The sequence below is a fragment of the Shewanella violacea DSS12 genome (assembly GCF_000091325.1).
GTDB classification, from domain to species: domain Bacteria; phylum Pseudomonadota; class Gammaproteobacteria; order Enterobacterales; family Shewanellaceae; genus Shewanella; species Shewanella violacea.
This window is the reverse complement of the sequence record NC_014012.1, coordinates 2620919-2639735: the sequence shown is the minus strand read 5'-3', so window position 1 is coordinate 2639735 and position 18817 is coordinate 2620919. Positions and strand designations below refer to the sequence as shown.

Sequence of the window (18817 nt, the reverse complement as noted above, 5' to 3'; positions counted from 1 at the left end):
AAACTGCCTTAAATACTAACGAGAGATAAAATGTTTACAGGTATAGTTCAAGCCACGTGTGAAGTGGTTGCGATAAATAAGAAAGATGGCTTAAATACGCTTGAGATCGCTATGGAAGCCGAATTACGTGAAGGGCTCATAACAGGCGCAAGTGTTGCGAACAACGGGGTCTGCTTAACGGTTACACGACTTGAAGATGATAGGGTGTTTTTTGATGTAATGGAAGAGACATTGGCCGTGACCAATCTCACAAAATTACAAGTTGGTTCCCAGGTGAACATAGAAAGGTCTCTAACGTTCGGCAGTGAGATTGGTGGGCATATTCTCTCTGGGCATATACATACTCAGGCAAAAGTTCGTGGGCTCAGTAATACAGAGCAACATTATAATATCGAGCTTGAACTCGATAAGAAGTGGATGAATTACATTCTTTATAAAGGCTTCGTGGGAGTCAATGGATGTAGCCTTACCGTAGGGGAAACTACTGCCAATGGTTTTATGCTGCATTTAATCCCGGAAACATTAAAACTAACCAATCTGGATGTGATCCAGCTCGGCGACATATTGAATATAGAGATAGACAGTCAAACACAGGCGATAGTCGATACGGTTGAGCGCGTGCTTGCACTAAGAGGCATCAAGGGCTAGTTATTACTGAGTATTTATTCGACTCTTGGGATAGTTTCAGTATATCTGTTCGTCACCTGAATCAATATATAGCTCTATTTTATGGCGAGCCTCATCGAGGTGCAGTCTTAGATGTATTGGATTACAACAGATTCGGCAATCGTCATAATAATCTTGATCGCCGCAGGTGCCATCGACATCGATATGTTGATGGTGCCCGCAGTGAGGGCAACTGATTGTTTGAGTGGAAAACTTCATAAACACTCCTTATCTTTCTATTTGTAGCAAATGAATCACTTTGAAAGTGTAAATCACCTTAGCTTGAATATTGCCGCTCCTTAAATATTTATGCTCCTTGATAGCCTGTCGCTGTGCGGCCGCCATCTATAGCGATAATTTGTCCTGAGATATAAGGGCTATCAACTAAAAATTGAACCGTGTTTGCTATGTCTGCCGGTGAACCACATTTAGCCAAAGGTATTTGTTTAATTATAGATTCTTGAGCATCACAGTGACTATTTTCTGGCCAAAGTATTGCGCCGGGTGCTATGCCATTGACTCTGACATCTGGGCCCATCTCTTGGGCTAATGACAAGGTCGCCATCTGTAAGGCCGCTTTAGAGATAGAATATAACCCATGTTCTTTAAGTGGTTTCTGGCCATGGATGTCTAGTAGGTTAATGATTATCCCCTTGTTTTCTCTTAATGTAGGATAGAGTTTTTGGGCTATATAATAGGGGGCCAGAAGGTTAACCGTTAATAGATGTTGGCTGTCCTTAAACTGAGTGTCGTTTAAAGGCGTCCGGTAGAACTCAGATGCATTATTGATGACAATCGACAAGGTCTCTTTAGCCGCAGCCTTAACTAACTTGTTTATGCCTTCCTCTGTAGAAAGGTAGGCTTGCACTGTGACACAAGAGTTTTCCCTTATTTGGTTTAGTTCATTGCACAGTGATTGGGCTAAATCTGCTGAAGTTGCGTAGTGAATAATGACATTGTAGCCACTAGAGTGCAGTTTTATTGCTATCTCACGACCTATTCGTTTTGCTGCTCCTGTCACTAACGCCCATTGCTGCATGTTTATCTCTCTTAGGGAAAATTGATGTTACTGCTAATAACATCTTCCCTCAAAGCTGGGGGGGAAAGCAATGTCAGCTTAAAAGAATGAGGGCAATAAAAGCGAGGCGAGGTGTTTTGCTTGTCGCTCTCGCTTTTAATAATGTTTAGTCATAGATAAGTGTACTCAGGTTAGAAGTGGTTCAGTCAGCCTGTAAAGGATAGGGTTTGATCGGATGGCTAGGGGTTTGAGCCGTTCTTAAATGGATGGAATTTAACTCTGCATATCGAGTCTCGAACTCAAGGTCGAGTGAAGTCACCATCAGCTCAAATTGGTCATCTAAGCTAGATTGAATCTCCAACATGAGTCCACTGTGAAGGCTGGTGGAGAGACGTGTACCTTCTTTGATATTCTCTTCCAGTAAAGTACTGGAGGTTACGGTGATTTGGGCGACTACAGGGGGATTTTCCTGAAGGCTTAATCCTGACGTAGATGTTTGCAGTAATGCACCTGTTAGTAGGAATAGATTTAGCATTTTAACCTCCTTTATTTGTCTAGCTTGATTAGATGGCCATAGGTTAGGTGACTTCAATGAAGAAAAAGTGACAATAAAATTTTAAAATCATGACACTAGCTTTTGTTTGAATAGTCAGACATGACCAAATCTACTCTGTTTTAAGCTTGCACTAACGGGGACAGATCTCGTAGAATTGCCCCTTGCGCCTAAGGTGATTAAGACTCTTGTAATGGCTTACCCCATAGGCGCGTCTACTTTAACTCTATATTAGCAAGTGGCCCTACGTGGGGGTCACCACTGGATAAGGATTTTTTCATGCCTGTTATTACACTTCCTGATGGGAGCAAACGTGAGTTTGCTAACCCGGTTTCTACTCTAGATGTTGCCGCCGACATCGGCCCTGGTCTTGCGAAAGCTTGTATCGCCGGTCGAGTGAATGGTGAGCTTAAAGATGCTTGCGACATCATAGACACAGATTCTGAGTTATCGATCATCACAGCTAAAGACGAAGAGGGTGTACAGATACTTCGTCATTCATGTGCTCATCTACTCGGTCATGCATTCAAGCAATTATGGCCAGAAGCTAAGATGGCTATCGGTCCGGTGATCGATAATGGTTTCTATTATGATATCGATCTTGAGCACAAGCTGACCCAGGAAGACATAGATGCGCTACAGAAGCGCATGACTCAACTTGCAAAGACAAACTATAAAGTTGAGAAAAAAGTGGGTAGCTGGCAAGTCGCCCGCGACACATTTGAAGCACGCGGCGAGACGTACAAGATGGCCATCTTGGATGAGAACATAAGTCAAGATGACCAGCCTGCGCTATATCATCATGAAGAATATGTCGATATGTGCGGTGGACCTCATGTACCAAACATGAGATTTTGTCAAAACTTCAAGTTGATGAGCGTTGCCGGTGCATATTGGCGCGGTAACTCTGATAACAAGATGTTGCAACGTGTCTACGGTACGGCATGGGCAGATAAGAAAGCCCTTAAGGTACACCTGAATCGCTTGGAAGAAGCGGCTAAGCGTGACCACCGTAAGATAGGCAAGCAACTCGATTTGTATCATATGCAAGAAGAAGCGCCTGGTATGGTGTTTTGGCATAATGATGGTTGGAGGTTATTTCTTGAACTTGAGACCTTCATTCGTCAAAAGCTAGGTCAGTACACTTATCAGGAAGTGAAAGGTCCACTAATGATGGACCGCGTACTTTGGGAACGCTCAGGACACTGGGATAAGTACTCAGAGGCCATGTTCACTACTAAGTCTGAAAATCGTGAGTATGCAATTAAGCCAATGAACTGTCCGGGACACGTACAGATTTTTAATCAGGGGCTTAAATCATATCGCGATCTTCCACTGCGTATGGCCGAGTTCGGTTGTTGTCATCGTAATGAACCATCGGGTTCACTCCATGGCTTAATGCGAGTTCGTGGTTTCACTCAAGATGATGCCCATATTTTCTGTACCGAAGATCAGGTACAACAAGAAGTCAGCGCCTGTATTCAGATGGTGTACGACACTTACGAAACATTTGGCTTTAAAAATATCGTGGTGAAACTCTCGACTCGTCCAGAACAGCGTATCGGTGACGATGAGATGTGGGATAGAGCCGAAGAAGCACTTAAGCAAGCTCTGACAGCCAATGACATCGAATTTGAGATCTTACCTGGGGAAGGTGCCTTCTACGGACCTAAAATTGAATTCACTTTGCATGACTGTTTAGATCGCGCTTGGCAGTGTGGTACGGTGCAACTCGATTATGCACTTCCTGGTCGTTTAGGCGCCACTTACGTTGCCGAAGACAACAGTCGACAGACACCTGTGATGATTCATCGTGCAATATTAGGCTCACTTGAGCGTTTCCTAGGTATTCTTATCGAAGAATATGCGGGTAAATTTCCGACTTGGTTAGCGCCGATGCAAGTTGTTGTCATGAACATTACTGACAAACAGTCGAATTATGCCGATGAAGTAGTCAATTTACTCAAAGAAAACGGAATTCGTGCCTCTAAAGACTTGAGGAATGAGAAAATAGGCTTTAAAATACGTGAGCACACCTTAAGGCGTGTTCCTTATTTATTGGTCGTTGGTGATCAAGAAATGGAAAATAAGGAAGTTGCGGTGCGAACCAGAGATGGTGTTGACTTGGGCAAGATGCGAATCGAAGAGTTCGCGGCCAAGATCAATAAACAAATTTCGCTCCGTAGTCTCATTTTGTTGGAGGATTAGGTCATAAAGATCAAAAAAACAGCAGGGCGCCAGGCGGCCCCGAATAGAATAAACGAACTCATCACCGGCGTGCAGGAAGTACGATTGAACGGTCTAGAAGGTGAGCCTATTGGAGTTGTCTCAATTAGCGAAGCACAGGAATTGGCTGATGAAGCTGGTGTAGACCTGGTTGAAATTAGTCCTAACGCTGAGCCGCCGGTTTGCCGTATAATGGACTATGGAAAGTTCCTTTTTGATAAAGCGAAAGCTCAGAAAGAACAAAAAAAGAAGCAGAAAATCGTTCAGGTGAAGGAAGTTAAATTCCGTCCCGGTACCGATGAAAACGATTATCAGGTAAAACTACGCAACCTGAATCGTTTTCTAACTGACGGTGACAAGGCGAAAGTTACGCTGCGTTTCCGTGGTCGTGAGATGGCTCACCAAAATCTTGGTATGAAACTTTTGAATCGTATCAAAGATGATTTGGCTGAGATAGCAGTAGTTGAGTCCTTCCCGAAAATGGAAGGTCGCCAAGCTGTGATGGTACTCGCGCCGAAAAAGAAATAGTAAGGCCTAATAAAAGTAGTAGGGATCGTTAAGGTCTCTGCTCGCCTTGCGTTTTATTAATATCCCAATGCGGAGTTTTAGCAATGCCTAAAATGAAAACTGACAAGGGTGTAGCGAAGCGTTTTAAGAAAACCGCCAATGGTTTCAAACGTAAGCAAGCTCATTTACGTCACATCTTGACCAAGAAAAGCACTAAGCGTAAACGTCACTTACGTGCTAAATGTTTAGTTAGCAAAGCCGACATGCCAGCAATTGCACGTCAACTACCATACGCTTAATAAAGGAGCAATAAACAATGCCTAGAGTTAAGCGTGGTGTAACCGCTCGTGCTCGTCACAAGAAAGTACTGAAACTAGCCAAAGGTTATTACGGAGCTCGCTCACGTACTTACCGTGTTGCAAAGCAAGCAGTAACAAAAGCTGGTCAATATGCTTACCGTGACCGTCGTCAGAAGAAACGTCAATTCCGTCAACTTTGGATTGCACGTATCAATGCGGCAGCTCGTCAAAATGGTCTTTCTTACAGTCGTTTCATTAATGGTTTGAAAAAAGCCTCTATTGAAATCGATCGTAAGATCCTAGCTGACATCGCTGTATTCGACAAAGTTGTATTTACAACTTTAGTTGAAAAAGCAAAAGACGCATTAGCTAAGTAATTAGTTGATTCATCTTGATTAAAGGGACCTTTGGGTCCCTTTTTTTATGCCTGTAATTTAGTTATTGAAAGCAGTTGTATCAAATTACAGGCAAAAAAATAGTAGGCAATAGCCTACTATTTCTAAATGACTAACTGAAAGAGCGCGAGTTACTTCAGCGCATCTAAGTAACGTTCGGCATCTAAAGCTGCCATACAACCTGTACCGGCCGAGGTAATGGCTTGGCGATAGTGTTGATCCATAACATCACCTGCGGCGAAAACGCCTTCAATGCTTGTTTGAGTGGCGTTGCCATTGAGGCCGCTTTGTACCTTGATATAGCCATGGTTCATGTCTAATTGACCTTCGAACATGCCAGTATTGGGGCTGTGACCGATAGCGATGAATACACCCATCAATTCAAGTTCTGAGATAGCACCATCTTTAGTACTCTTCATCTTAAGGCCTGTAACACCCATCTGATCACCAACAACTTCATCTAATGTGTTGTCTAAGTGAAGAATAATGTTACCGTTTTCAACCTTATCCATAAGACGCTTGGTTAAGATCTTTTCACTACGGAATGAATCGCGGCGATGGATCAGGTGTACTTCAGAGGCGATGTTACTGAGGTAAAGAGCTTCTTCGACAGCGGTATTACCGCCGCCGACCACGGCAACCTTTTGGTTACGATAGAAGAAACCATCACAGGTTGCACAGGCTGAGACGCCTTTACCCTTGAATGCTTCTTCAGAATCTAGGCCAAGGTACATGGCTGAAGCACCTGTTGAGATGATGAGTGCATCACAAGTGAATTCACCATTGTCACCCTTCAATCGGAACGGACGGACATCGAGATTGACTTCATTAATATGGTCAAAAATGATTTCGGTATCAAATTTCTCGGCGTGCTTCTGCATACGTTCCATCAAGGCAGGGCCCGTGAGGTCGTCTGCATCGCCTGGCCAGTTTTCAACTTCGGTGGTGGTCGTAAGTTGACCGCCTTGCTGTATACCTGTAATTAAAACGGGTTTGAGGTTTGCGCGAGCGGCATATACTGCTGCAGTGTAGCCCGCTGGGCCTGAACCTAAAATCAATAGTTCACAGTGTCTAACTTGACTCATTCTTTTCTCCGTGCTCTTTAGCAAATTGCAGCGATTGTATGGAATTTCCAATATGGGGTAAAGCTCTGTGTGCCTATTCTTTTAGATTGTGCTAATCGAAAAAAGGGAGCCTAAGCTCCCTTTTGTATCACAAACTTATTCTAGTGAATTAGTTGAGTAAGATTTTTGGCTCAACAAATTCGAGATTTAAAGCCTCTGCAACTTCTTTACAGGTGATCTTACCGTGCATGACGTTTAAGCCATTGAGTAGATGCTTATCTTGGATAAGGGCTTTTCTATAACCTAGATCGGCAAGCTTAATGATGTACGGCAGTGTGGCATTGTTAAGTGCAAAAGTTGACGTACGAGCTACAGCGCCAGGCATGTTGGCTACACAGTAATGCACCACTTCATCTACGATATAAGTAGGATCTTCATGTGTCGTCGCGTGAGAGGTCTCGATACAACCACCTTGGTCGATGGCGACATCGACAATGGCCGAACCAGGCTTCATTTTTGCGATATGCTCTTTAGTCACAAGTTTTGGCGCGGCAGCACCTGGAACAAGAACACCACCAATAACGAGATCGGCTTCCAATACATGCTTTTCGATAGCATCGGCAGTGGAGTAGATGGCTTTAACGCGATTATCAAATTGAGCATTGAGGCGACGAAGTGCATCTATGCTACGGTCTAAAATCACGACATCGGCACCAAGACCTACAGCCATTTGTGCTGCATTGGTACCAACCATACCGCCACCGATAATAACCACTTTAGCTGGCTCAACACCGGGTACGCCGCCAAGAAGCATGCCACGTCCACCCATTGATTTCTCAAGGGCCATAGCACCAGCTTGGATTGACATACGACCAGCTACTTCTGACATAGGAGCGAGTAGGGGAAGGGTGCCACGGTCATCGGTGACTGTTTCATAGGCAATACAAACTGATCCACTTTTGATTAAATCTTCAGTTTGGGGAAGATCTGGAGCCAAGTGCAAATAGGTGAATAGCACTTGATCTTCACGCAACATAGCACGTTCTACTGCTTGTGGTTCTTTCACTTTTACGATCATTTCAGCTACTGCAAATATTTCTTTTGCAGTAGCAAGTATGGATGCGCCAACATCTATATAATCTTGATCTGTAAAACCAATTCCGTTACCCGCGTTTGTTTCAATGAATACTTCATGACCTTTACTAGTCAATTCACGAACACTAGAAGGCACCATACCAACACGATACTCGTGGTTTTTGATTTCTTTAGGTACACCAATTATCATCTTCGAGCCTCAATCTGCATAAAAACCCATGATTTATGGGTTAAATTGTTATTTTGTCGTGTCCTGAACGTGATTAATTCAGGGAAATCTAGTATAGTATTAGTTCAGCAGTATATGCTGCTGAACTTTTGACATACGTAGTGATAAATGTTGTTTTAGTGATAAAGCAAGGTTAATAATATGCTTAATAATAAAAAGAGTCCTATAAAAGACTTAGATCGCATAGATCGAAATATACTTAATGAGTTACAGACCGACGGACGCATTTCTAATGTTGAACTGTCTAAACGAGTAGGTTTAAGCCCCACACCTTGCCTTGAGAGAGTTAAAAGACTCGAGAAGCAGGGGTATATCAGTGGATATACCGCATTAGTGAATCCCCATTTTTTGGGTGCTTCATTACTAGTGTTTGTGGAAATTACACTGAATCGTGATAGTTCAGAAGTATTTGATAAATTTAATCGTGCAGTTCAGTTATTGGATGACATACAAGAATGTCATTTGGTTTCTGGAGATTTCGACTATTTGTTGAAAACACGTGTATCAGATATGTCTGCCTATCGTCGCTTATTAGGTGAAACTTTACTTAAATTGCCATCCGTTTCTGACACTCGTACTTACGTAGTGATGGAAGAGGTTAAGCAAACTAATAAAGTTGCAATCAACGTTACAGCCGAAACTTTATAGGCTCGGAGAGTAGCGTGCCAAAAAGGAGCCAACTATGGCTCCTTTTTTTTCGCTTATAAATTATCCACTAGGATGGTTTATCATAAAAAATTAGCTGATAACTAGGCTAAATCACTGCAAATGCCTGTCATATTTGGTATCTTAAGCTCACCTATCTTCATCTTTTTATGGGTTTTCATTTGGTTAAGGGTAATAGCGTAAAAACACTCAACGGAGTGCAACGTCTTTTAGAGGGAAGCCTCATCTTATGCTGCATGCTGGCAACATATATTCTTCTGTCTCTCAGTAGTTTCGATTCTTCCGATCCTGGCTGGAGCCAGTCTAATTTTGAAGGAGATATTAAGAATGTTACTGGAGCGGTAGGAGCCTGGATGGCTGATGTCCTGTTCTATTTCTTTGGATACAGCGCTTATATCATTCCTATTATTGTAGCAATGACAGGGTGGCTGTTGTTTAAGCGTACTCATAAGTTATTAGAAATTGACTATTTCTCAGTGGGACTCAGGTTAATAGGTTTTCTAGTCATGGTTTTCAGTCTAGCAGCGCTAGGCAGTATGAATATCAATGACATCTATGAGTTTTCTGCTGGTGGTGTTTCCGGTGATGTGATCCGTGATGCTATGCTGCCTTATTTCAACCAGTTAGGTACGACACTCTTATTACTTTGTTTCGTAGGTGCCGGTTTTACCTTATTAACAGGGATCAGTTGGCTCACCATTATCGATTTTACCGGAGTCGGTGCCATCTGGACCTATAATCAATTACGTGGATTACCCGAGCGCTTTAGAAGCCGCGGCTCTGAGACCGAAGACACTCTAGGCTTCATGTCTGTGTTCGATAAATTTAAAGAGAAACGTGACAAGAGAGATGAATGGGATGAGGAGGGCGTCGATGATGAGCTTGACTTTACCACTCGACATGAGCCAAGTATCCACGTTCAGCAAACCAGAGACAAAACAGAAACCCATTATCAAGCCCAGAATAGCGACTTGGTCACCGAGACGCCAAGTGCCGCAACTAGCCTAGATAGCCATACTCGCAATTTAGACGTTAACGCTTCTACTAACGCCGTCGGTCAAGAGCAAGAGCTAAATACTGTAAAGGCACAAGTACAAGAGAAGGCCAAAATCGTCGATGGTATCGTGGTACTGCCGGGACAAAATGTAGAACAAGCTAAGAAACCGATCACGCCCCTGCCATGTATCACACTGCTTGATGTGCCTAATAGAAAGACTAACCCCATCAGTCGTGAGGAGTTAGAACAAGTTGGTGACTTAGTCGAAGCTAAGCTTGCCGATTTTAATATAGTCGCAAAAGTGATGGGAATTTTCCCAGGTCCTGTGGTAACACGTTTTGAGCTTGAGTTAGCACCTGGGGTTAAAGCGTCTAAGATCACTAACTTGTCAAAAGATTTAGCCCGTTCCTTACTTTCTGAGAGTGTTCGTGTTGTTGAGGTTATTCCAGGGAAATCCTACGTAGGACTGGAATTGCCTAATAAGTACCGTGAAACCGTATTTATGCGCGATGTACTCGACAGTAAAGAATTTTCTGAGAATGAGTCACATCTTAGTATGGTGCTTGGACAAGATATTGCCGGTGATCCTGTGGTCGTGGACTTAGGTAAGATGCCTCACTTGTTGGTTGCTGGTACTACGGGCTCAGGTAAATCAGTCGGCGTAAACGTGATGATCACGAGTTTACTGTATAAGTCTGGCCCCGATGACGTACGTTTTATCATGATCGATCCCAAGATGTTGGAGCTTTCAGTTTACGAAGGTATTCCGCATTTATTGTGTGAAGTCGTTACCGATATGAAAGAGGCGGCTAACTCCTTGCGTTGGTGTGTGGGAGAGATGGAGCGCAGATATAAGCTCATGTCAGCCCTGGGCGTACGAAATCTTAAAGGCTATAACTCAAAAATTAAACAGGCTAAAGCTGCAGGAGCGCCAATATTTGATCCTCTGTGGAAATCATCGGATAGCATGGAGCCTGAGGCACCTGAACTAGAAAAATTACCCTCAATCGTGGTTATCGTCGATGAATTTGCCGATATGATGATGATTGTAGGCAAGAAGGTTGAAGAGTTAATTGCACGTATTGCCCAGAAGGCTCGTGCAGCAGGGATCCACTTGATTCTTGCTACCCAGAGACCTTCGGTAGATGTTATAACTGGCCTGATTAAGGCAAACATACCGACCCGAATGGCATTCCAGGTGTCGAGTCGCATCGATTCTCGCACCATTTTGGATCAACAAGGCGCGGAAACCTTACTGGGTATGGGTGATATGTTGTACCTTCCCCCTGGAACCAGTTTGCCAATACGTGTCCATGGTGCCTTTATCGACGATCATGAGGTTCACGCGGTTGTTGCAGATTGGCGTAACCGAGGCAAGCCTCAATATATCCAAGAAATTCTAAATGGTTCTTCTGAAGGCGAGCAGATTCTCTTGCCTGGTGAGGCCAGTGAGTCAGATGATACCGATGCGCTTTATGACGAAGCGGTCGCCTTTGTAACTGAAACTCGAAGAGGTTCTATCTCGAGCGTACAGCGTAAATTTAAGATAGGTTATAACCGCGCCGCACGTATTATTGAGCAGATGGAGGCTCAGGGAGTCGTCAGTTCTCAGGGAAGCAACGGTAATCGGGAGGTGCTGGCACCCCCTCCGCCTAAAAGCTATTAACGATACTTTGGCCTGTCAGGATGTAACTGTCGGCCTAAGGTGATTACAGAATTTGTTGGAAGGAAACAGCATGAGAAAAACATTAACCTTGTTGGCAATGGCACTGCCCTTTATGGCATCGAATCTTGCCATTGCCGATGAGTCATCTGCACTAAAGGCAAAGTTAGAAGAAGTGGCCACACTAAAGGCAAACTTCAGTCAGGTAGTGACAGACATCAATAATAAAGAGATCCAAAGAGGCAGTGGAGTATTCGCTTTAGCCTATCCAAATCAGTTTTATTGGCATCTTACAGAGCCTGATGAGTCGCTCATAGTCGCCGATGGCACGGATGTGTGGATCTATAATCCTTTTGCCGAACAGGTTTCTGTGATGGATCTTAACCAAGCTATCACCGCATCCCCTATAGCCTTGCTGGTTCATAGAGACAAGGAAACCTGGGCACAATATACAGTGACCTCGAAAGACGGCTGCTTCGATATTAACCCTAAAAGTGTCGATGCTGGTGTAGAGTCGGTAAAAGTCTGCTTCAAAGGTAAGACCTTGACTCAGATGGTACTTGAAGATCAGCAGGGCAATGTCAGTTCATTTGAGCTGACAGGGCAGACGGCTATCACAGACGCAGAGAAGTCATTATTTAAGTTTACTGTGCCTGAAGATGTTGATATCGACGATCAACGCTTAAATGCCATTCATTAAGGCTAAGAGAGATAAGTGTCTAGTTTTAGTTTCGATTTCGCCCCGGATTTCAGACCTTTGGCCGCACGTATGCGTCCCGAAGTGCTGGAACAATACATAGGCCAATCTCATCTGTTAGGTGAGGGAAAGCCACTTAGAAAAGCACTGGAAGCGGGCCGCGCCCATTCGATGGTGTTTTGGGGACCGCCGGGAACGGGTAAAACCACCCTGGCTGAACTCGTTGCTCATTATGCCAATGCTCATGTTGAGCGTATTTCAGCGGTCACTTCCGGTGTGAAGGAGATCCGAGCCGCCATCGAGCATGCTCAAAATGTCGCTCAGTCTCGTGGCCAACGAACCTTACTCTTCGTCGATGAAGTACACAGATTCAATAAGAGTCAACAAGATGCCTTCCTGCCCTTTATTGAAGATGGAACGGTCATTTTTATCGGCGCGACCACTGAAAATCCCTCATTCGAGATCAACAACGCTCTGTTATCCCGGGCGCGAGTCTATCTGATTAAGCGACTGACTAATGATGAGATCATTCAAATTGTCAGACAGGCATTAATTGATGATGAGCGTGGTCTAGGTAAGAGGCAGCTAACCATCCCAGATGAAGTGGCTGAAAAATTGGCCAATGTGTGTGATGGTGATGCCCGAAAAGCCCTCAATCTTATCGAGTTGATGAGTGATATGATCGCCGATGGTGAGTCATTCACCGAGCAGATGATCATTGAAGTGGCCGGTCAACAACTGGCAGGCTTCGATAAGAATGGCGATCAGTTTTACGATCTTATCTCTGCGGTACATAAGTCTATTCGCGGCTCGGCCCCCGATGCTGCGCTTTACTGGTTCTGTCGAATGTTAGAAGGGGGCTGCGACCCTCTCTATATTGCACGTAGGTTACTTGCTATCGCCTCTGAAGATATTGGTAATGCCGATCCCGTCGCCATGACAGTTGCACTTAATGCTTGGGAATGTTTTCATCGAGTCGGTCCATCTGAAGGTGAGCGCGCCTTGGCACAAGCCGTGGTGTATCTCGCCAGTGCGCCTAAGAGTAATGCAGTCTACACCGCCTTTAAAGCTGCCCGTCAACTGGCCCGAGAAACGGGTCAAGACCCAGTGCCAGAACATCTACGCAACGCACCCACTCAGTTGATGCAAGATCTAGGCTATGGTGAAGGTTATCGTTATGCCCATGATGAACCTAATGCCTATGCCAGTGGCGAAAACTATTTTCCAGAAAGATTAGCCCAGAGCCGATTTTATTATCCAACTGAATATGGTTTCGAGAAGCGGATCAAGGCTAAATTAGAGCATTTATCCCAGCTCGATAAGGACAGTGAGGTTAAACGGTATGAATAATGTTGTATTTGTTGCCTTAGGGGGAGCAATTGGTGCAGTTTTTCGCTATCTGATCTCAATTTTCATGCTTCAGCTATTTGGCTCTGCATTTCCTTTTGGTACACTGTTAGTCAATATCCTAGGCTCTTTTATGATGGGCATTATTTATGCCTTAGGTCAGGTCAGTGAAGTCAGTCCTGAAATTAAAGCTTTGGTTGGTGTTGGGCTATTAGGCGCACTCACCACATTTTCAACTTTTTCCAACGAAACTCTGTTACTTATTCAGAGTGGTGCTTGGTTAAAGGCATTTTTAAATATCGCTCTGAACCTATGCCTGTGTATATTCATGGTCTATTTAGGACAGCAGTTGGTTTTTTCTCGCATTTAACTATTAAGAATATCAAACATGTTAGATCCAAAATTGTTGCGTAACGAATTAGAAGTCACAGCCGAGCGTCTGGCCACTCGAGGTTTTATTCTGGATGTTGAGCGTCTCAGTAAGTTAGAGGAAAAGCGTAAGTCATTACAGATGACTACCGAAGAGCTGCAAGCATCCCGCAACGCAATTTCTAAGTCCATCGGTCAGGCGAAAGCTAAGGGTGAAGATGTTGCGCCTATCATGGCTAAAGTGGGCGATCTCGGTACCGAGCTAGATGCAAAAAAATCTGAGCTGGCAGCCTTATTAGCTGAACTCAATGCCATCGCGATGAGCGTACCTAACTTACCCGACGAGTCAGCACCTCTGGGCGCCGATGAGAGCGAGAATGTTGAAGTGCGTCGTTGGGGAACACCTAGAGAATTTAACTTTGAAGTCAAAGACCATGTGGATCTTGGTGAAGCTCTCGGTGGTTTAGACTTTAAAAATGCCGTTAAATTAACTGGCTCTCGTTTCATCATAATGAAAGGTCAAATAGCCCGCATGCATCGAGCCCTGGCTCAGTTCATGTTAGATCTGCATACCGATGAGCATGGTTACACTGAGGCATATGTACCTCTTCTGGTTAACGAAGACAGTTTGTTCGGCACAGGCCAGTTACCTAAATTTGGTGAGGACCTGTTCCACACTAAACCTGCTACTGAAGAAGGACAGGGCCTGAGTCTTATCCCGACGGCCGAAGTACCGCTGACAAACTTAGCTCGCGATACCATAATCGATGAAGATGAGCTGCCAGTTAAGCTGACGGCTCATACGCCTTGCTTCAGAAGTGAGGCGGGTTCATACGGTCGTGATACACGTGGTCTTATTCGTCAGCACCAATTTGATAAGGTTGAATTGGTTCAGATGGTTAAGCCTGAAGACTCAATGGCTGCATTGGACGCGTTAACCGGTCATGCCGAGACAGTGCTGCAAAAGCTGGATCTTCCATACCGCACCGTCATTCTTTGTACCGGTGATATGGGCTTCGGCGCGAGCAAGACCTTCGATATCGAAGTCTGGCTGCCGGCGCAAAATACCTTTAGAGAGATCTCATCATGTAGCAACATGCAAGATTTCCAGGCACGTCGTATGCAAGCTCGTTATAAGGCAAAATCTGCCAAGAAACCTGCATTGCTGCACACGTTAAATGGATCGGGTCTTGCGGTAGGTCGTACACTCGTGGCTGTGCTTGAGAACTACCAGAATGAAGATGGCAGTATCACAGTGCCGGAAGTCTTGCGTCCATATATGAATGGGCTCGAAAAAATCGGCTAGAATTAGCTATGATTTAACTCATGTCACTGAGTCCTTATTGGACTGAGTGACAGTGAGTCAATCACTACTGTTTTAATAATCAGAACAAGAAGACAAAACAGGAAGAGCAAATGGACAGTGGTAGGCGCTACTTTCAATGGCTTAGCTATATGGTGATCATCTGCGCGTTTGGCGTGATCATGTTTGCTACATTTGGGGAAGCGGCGATAATTATCTTAAAAAATATTATCTAAACTCATCCATCATTAAACCTCTATGGAGCTCTATAAGCTCCCTAGAGGTTTTTTATTGGCTATATTTTCTGGGGTAGTAGAAAGGAATAGTCTTAAGGGATTGAAACTAAATACACTTAGCAGGTTTAGGTAGGCCGGCTATTTTAGTCGCCTGTTTCGCCGGTCCAACCGGAAATAGTGTATACAGGTATTTGGAGTTGCCTTTATCTGCGCCTAACTTCTGGCCGATGGCTTTGACCAAAACTCGAATCGCCGGGCTGGTCTTAAATTCCAAGTAGAAATCACGCACGAAGCGAATCACTTCCCAGTGCGCTGCGCTAAGCTCAATATCTTCACCTTTAGCGATGATCTCAGCAATCTCTTCATTCCAATCACTGACCTGCTTAAGGTAGCCTTGATGATCTGTCTCTATCTTTCTATCTTGATAATCTATGTGGTTCACCAGGTGATCACCTTCTTATGAATTAACGCTTGTTGTACAAATTGGCTATGGTCGATACAGGCATAGTTGCCGAGTTGCTTAATGAGTCCACGAGCCTGTACGTCGCTTTCAAGCAGAAAAATCTGTTTAGTTTGCAATGCCACTTGCCACTTCTCTTCTAAGAGGGCATAAACACCATTGCCTGAGAGCAAAATACTGTCTGCTTGGTCTGCATAATTGATGGCACAGATTAATGCATTATCTTGATTTGGTGACGTTTGTATGTGATGTAAGATCATTAGAAAACTAAAACCTCGTCTGCTGCCTGTAACTGGGCAGTTATGCTTGCACTTGTGACTCTATCAACCGAGAAGGTCAACTCACTATCGGCCAGTCCGAAACGCTCCAGCGAGCTCTGACAAACCAATACAGTTTCTATATCGTACAAATCCAAGGCACCGAAGGTGGCAATATAGTCTTTTGCTCCGGCAAGCTCAGGTTGCTGCTCAGTGATGAGATGGAGTACGCCCTCATCGACAAAAATCAAACTGACCTCTTGCTCGAAACTGGCACTGAGTAAGGCCAGATCCAGCGCTTCTCTGCCATGGGCTGTACCATGGGGAGCACGGCGAAAAATAATCGTTAACTTCTTCATTAAAAACTCACCAATCGGTCAGCAACTTCTAAACCCGTGACCAGTTCACCTAAGCCACCCATAGTGAAGGGAGCTTGCATGTTCCAATGGGAAACGTGACTTTCTTTTGCTTCCGTCTCAGAAATGATGCCTCGCCTTAATGCGGCAGAGACACAATTAACCAAGTCGACTTGGTATTTCTCTGATAAGGCAACCCATGCTCGTGTTAGGTCAAACTCATCGGATGCTGGGCTATTGAGGCCATTGGTATTGAACACTCCATCTTGATAGAAGAAGACACGAATAACCTCATGACCCGATTCAAGGGCGGACTTTGTAAAATGGTAGGCGTTATAACTGGCGGAACTTGGATAAGCTGCGCCATTGACCTGAATGATAAATTTGCTCATGGTTATACTTAAAAATAGCTGTGACTTAAGGTAATTACTTTAAGAAGGGCAAAAAAATAGCCCCATTAAGGGGCCATTATAACGCATTAAAGCAAACTGAAACGTGTTATTTCCTAAGAGATAAACACATTGTCAGCTGTCATTAATCGTCATTACCGCCAATACCCATAAGGTGAAGCAGGGCAATAAACAGGTTGATAAAATCTAGGTATAAAGAAACAGTTGCGCGTATGTAGTTGGTTTCACCGCCGTTTACGATACGGCTTGTATCATAAAGAATGAAGCCAGTCATGAGTAAGGCAATACCAGCATTCAACGCCATAAATACCACACCGCTGCCGATGAAGATATTTGCTATGCCCGCAACGATTGCGATCACTAGGCCGGCAATCAAGAAACCACGCATAAAGGAGAAATCTTTCTTAGTGGTAATGGCGTATCCAGAAAGAGTGACGAAAACCACCGAAGTTAACCCTAGGGCCTGCATAATTAACTGAGGACCGTTGGCCATGCCTGCATAATGATTGAGGATGTAGCCAAGAGACGCACCTTGCATACCGGTAAAGGCAAATACCCAAAAAAGGCCAGCACCTGTGTCGGCTTTTTTCAAGGTCACAAATAACAAGACTAAACTACCAATCGATAGGCCGAGGGACATCATGGGGCTTATGGCCAATGTCATGGCTAGTCCTGCACACACGGCAGAGAAAGCTAATGTCATTGAAAGTAGCATGTAAGTGTTTTTTAGAAGCTTATTCATTTCTAGCGAAGAAGTAGCTGTTGAATACATTGTTTGTTGCGTCATAAATCTCTCCAGTGACCCTTTTAAACGATTGTTTTACTTTATGCTTATAATTAGATGCTGATTAAGTCAAAGAGTTCCATATTCTCTGATTAAGTCGTTTACATCTCTGCACGTTATTGAATCATACCTTAGCTTGTTAGGGGGTTAAAGTCACAAAATGCATTTAACCTCTTCTAGGGGTAATAATAGCGGGCTTTACTGTATTTATATGAACCAGTCATTGTGTAGTTTCTCACTATCACCTAAATAATCCAGTACCCAAGACATTGCAGGGGAGTCGTTGGCACCATTCCAAGCCAGACAACATGGGCTAGGGGCCTTAGGTCTCTCTATCTCTTTCTGTATTAAGGAGCCAGCTTTGATAAATGGCTCGGCAAAGTGCAGGGGGATATAGCCAATTCCCAGGCCTTCACGGAAACAGTTGATAGCCCGGATCCAATCGGGAACCACCAAACGGCGCTGGTTATCTAACAGCCAGGTCATGCGTTTAGGGATCTCACGGGATGTATCTTCAAGACAGATAGAAGGGTATTGACGTAATTCGTCATCGGTTAATGGTCTATCTAGCTTAGAAAGTGGGTGGTGCTTACTGACGACAAAAGTCCACTCTATTTCGCCCATGTCCCTGAAGTGATACTCGCCGCCGACAGGAATCGCTGTGGTCGCGCCAATGGCGATATCACTGCGACCGTTAGCGATGGACTCCCAGACCCCATTGAACACCTCGATACGAATGATGAGTTCGACATTGGTGAAGTTGCGATAAAAATCGGCGATGAGTACGCTAATCTTGTCTGCTCGGACAATATTATCGAAGGCTATGGATAATGTGGGTTGCCAGCCATTGGCGATACGTTTTGTATCATCTTTCATGGCGGCCATATTGGTTAATAAAACACGGGTTTGTTTAACGAAATGTTCACCGGCTAAGGTTAAGCTGACACTGCGGTGATGGCGTTCAAATAAAGTGACACCTAACTCATCTTCTACCTGTTTTACAGCATAACTGACTGCAGAAGGTACCTTGTGCAGTTTATTTGCTGCGGCAGTGAAACTGCCTACTCGTGAGACCATATCAATCAATTGCAGTGATTGTTCAGAAAGCATACCCGCACATCCTTGCTGTGAGTTTTTTTGAAGGCTGACATCAAAATTAAACGTTTCACTTCAATATTGCAAGTGATTAGACTGCGCAGCCAATGTAATTACCATAGCTT

At 44.2% G+C, this 18817-nt stretch carries 22 protein-coding genes; 11 read left to right on the top strand and 11 right to left on the bottom strand.

Going from position 1 to position 18817, the window contains the following annotated elements; genetic code table 11:
* The first annotated feature begins 30 nt into the window (after positions 1 to 30).
* On the top strand, positions 31 to 648 hold the full coding sequence (locus tag SVI_RS10835; RefSeq protein WP_013051582.1) for a riboflavin synthase: 618 nt from the start codon (positions 31 to 33) through the stop codon (positions 646 to 648).
* A 36-nt stretch (positions 649 to 684) separates the two neighbouring features.
* Here SVI_RS10835 and SVI_RS10830 read toward each other — a convergent pair whose 3' ends face one another.
* The 3 genes from SVI_RS10830 to SVI_RS10820 form a co-directional block, all read right to left on the bottom strand.
* Entirely contained in the window at positions 685 to 885 is a 201-nt protein-coding gene (locus tag SVI_RS10830) for a CPXCG motif-containing cysteine-rich protein (RefSeq protein WP_041419882.1), read from the bottom strand.
* Positions 886 to 973: 88 nt separating this feature from the next.
* Complete coding sequence (locus SVI_RS10825; RefSeq protein ID WP_013051580.1) at positions 974 to 1705, bottom strand: pteridine reductase; 732 nt, start codon at positions 1703 to 1705, stop codon at positions 974 to 976.
* Positions 1706 to 1886: 181 nt separating this feature from the next.
* The gene (locus SVI_RS10820) at positions 1887 to 2219 is read right to left on the bottom strand and encodes a hypothetical protein (protein WP_013051579.1); all 333 of its coding nucleotides are present in this window, start codon (positions 2217 to 2219) and stop codon (positions 1887 to 1889) included.
* Positions 2220 to 2516: 297 nt separating this feature from the next.
* On the opposite strand from SVI_RS10820, the gene thrS reads away from it, so the two are divergent.
* The 4 genes from thrS to rplT all read left to right on the top strand — a co-directional run bounded on the left by thrS (position 2517) and on the right by rplT (position 5646).
* A complete protein-coding gene (gene thrS, locus SVI_RS10815; RefSeq protein WP_013051578.1) occupies positions 2517 to 4445 on the top strand; it encodes a threonine--tRNA ligase in 1929 nt (642 codons plus the stop codon).
* A 3-nt stretch (positions 4446 to 4448) separates the two neighbouring features.
* A complete protein-coding gene (gene infC / locus SVI_RS10810; RefSeq protein ID WP_041419881.1) occupies positions 4449 to 4991 on the top strand; it encodes a translation initiation factor IF-3 in 543 nt (180 codons plus the stop codon).
* Between the two features lie 83 nt (positions 4992 to 5074).
* A complete protein-coding gene (gene rpmI, locus SVI_RS10805; protein WP_005503401.1) occupies positions 5075 to 5269 on the top strand; it encodes a 50S ribosomal protein L35 in 195 nt (64 codons plus the stop codon).
* Positions 5270 to 5286: 17 nt separating this feature from the next.
* Positions 5287 to 5646 (top strand): 50S ribosomal protein L20, encoded by a 360-nt coding sequence (rplT, locus tag SVI_RS10800; RefSeq protein ID WP_013051576.1) that lies wholly within the window; start codon positions 5287 to 5289, stop codon positions 5644 to 5646.
* Between the two features lie 149 nt (positions 5647 to 5795).
* On the opposite strand, the gene trxB is transcribed toward rplT, so the two are convergent.
* Positions 5796 to 6749, bottom strand: a complete 954-nt coding sequence (trxB, locus tag SVI_RS10795) for a thioredoxin-disulfide reductase (protein ID WP_013051575.1) — start codon at positions 6747 to 6749, stop codon at positions 5796 to 5798.
* Positions 6750 to 6897: 148 nt separating this feature from the next.
* On the bottom strand, positions 6898 to 8013 hold the full coding sequence (ald, locus tag SVI_RS10790; RefSeq protein ID WP_013051574.1) for an alanine dehydrogenase: 1116 nt from the start codon (positions 8011 to 8013) through the stop codon (positions 6898 to 6900).
* A 180-nt stretch (positions 8014 to 8193) separates the two neighbouring features.
* On the opposite strand from ald, the gene lrp reads away from it, so the two are divergent.
* From lrp to serS, 6 genes are all read left to right on the top strand, one after another.
* The gene (gene lrp / locus SVI_RS10785; protein ID WP_013051573.1) at positions 8194 to 8700 is read left to right on the top strand and encodes a leucine-responsive transcriptional regulator Lrp; all 507 of its coding nucleotides are present in this window, start codon (positions 8194 to 8196) and stop codon (positions 8698 to 8700) included.
* Positions 8701 to 8867: 167 nt separating this feature from the next.
* Complete coding sequence (locus tag SVI_RS10780; RefSeq protein ID WP_013051572.1) at positions 8868 to 11381, top strand: DNA translocase FtsK; 2514 nt, start codon at positions 8868 to 8870, stop codon at positions 11379 to 11381.
* A 70-nt stretch (positions 11382 to 11451) separates the two neighbouring features.
* Positions 11452 to 12078 carry an outer membrane lipoprotein chaperone LolA gene (lolA, locus tag SVI_RS10775; RefSeq protein ID WP_013051571.1) on the top strand — a complete coding sequence of 209 codons (627 nt, stop codon included), beginning with the start codon at positions 11452 to 11454 and terminating at the stop codon, positions 12076 to 12078.
* 15 nt (positions 12079 to 12093) lie between these two features.
* Entirely contained in the window at positions 12094 to 13425 is a 1332-nt protein-coding gene (locus SVI_RS10770; RefSeq protein ID WP_013051570.1) for a replication-associated recombination protein A, read from the top strand.
* Positions 13418 to 13792: a fluoride efflux transporter CrcB gene (crcB, locus tag SVI_RS10765; RefSeq protein WP_013051569.1), complete on the top strand. Its 375-nt coding sequence runs from the start codon at positions 13418 to 13420 to the stop codon at positions 13790 to 13792. Before SVI_RS10770 ends, crcB begins: the two co-directional genes overlap by 8 nt.
* 18 nt (positions 13793 to 13810) lie before the next feature.
* Positions 13811 to 15097 (top strand): serine--tRNA ligase, encoded by a 1287-nt coding sequence (serS, locus tag SVI_RS10760; protein ID WP_013051568.1) that lies wholly within the window; start codon positions 13811 to 13813, stop codon positions 15095 to 15097.
* A gap of 339 nt (positions 15098 to 15436) precedes the next feature.
* On the opposite strand, the gene SVI_RS10750 is transcribed toward serS, so the two are convergent.
* From SVI_RS10750 to punR, 6 genes are all read right to left on the bottom strand, one after another.
* Entirely contained in the window at positions 15437 to 15772 is a 336-nt protein-coding gene (locus SVI_RS10750) for a TusE/DsrC/DsvC family sulfur relay protein (RefSeq protein WP_013051566.1), read from the bottom strand.
* Complete coding sequence (gene tusB / locus SVI_RS10745; protein ID WP_013051565.1) at positions 15769 to 16050, bottom strand: sulfurtransferase complex subunit TusB; 282 nt, start codon at positions 16048 to 16050, stop codon at positions 15769 to 15771. The genes SVI_RS10750 and tusB overlap by 4 nt, the downstream gene beginning before the upstream one ends.
* A complete protein-coding gene (gene tusC / locus SVI_RS10740; protein WP_013051564.1) occupies positions 16050 to 16406 on the bottom strand; it encodes a sulfurtransferase complex subunit TusC in 357 nt (118 codons plus the stop codon). Before tusC ends, tusB begins: the two co-directional genes overlap by 1 nt.
* Positions 16406 to 16795: a sulfurtransferase complex subunit TusD gene (gene tusD / locus SVI_RS10735; RefSeq protein ID WP_013051563.1), complete on the bottom strand. Its 390-nt coding sequence runs from the start codon at positions 16793 to 16795 to the stop codon at positions 16406 to 16408. The genes tusC and tusD overlap by 1 nt, the downstream gene beginning before the upstream one ends.
* Positions 16796 to 16937: 142 nt before the next feature.
* Positions 16938 to 17600: a Bax inhibitor-1/YccA family protein gene (locus tag SVI_RS10730; RefSeq protein ID WP_013051562.1), complete on the bottom strand. Its 663-nt coding sequence runs from the start codon at positions 17598 to 17600 to the stop codon at positions 16938 to 16940.
* Between the two features lie 204 nt (positions 17601 to 17804).
* On the bottom strand, positions 17805 to 18707 hold the full coding sequence (punR, locus tag SVI_RS10725; RefSeq protein ID WP_013051561.1) for a DNA-binding transcriptional activator PunR: 903 nt from the start codon (positions 18705 to 18707) through the stop codon (positions 17805 to 17807).
* Positions 18708 to 18817: the final 110 nt, after the last annotated feature.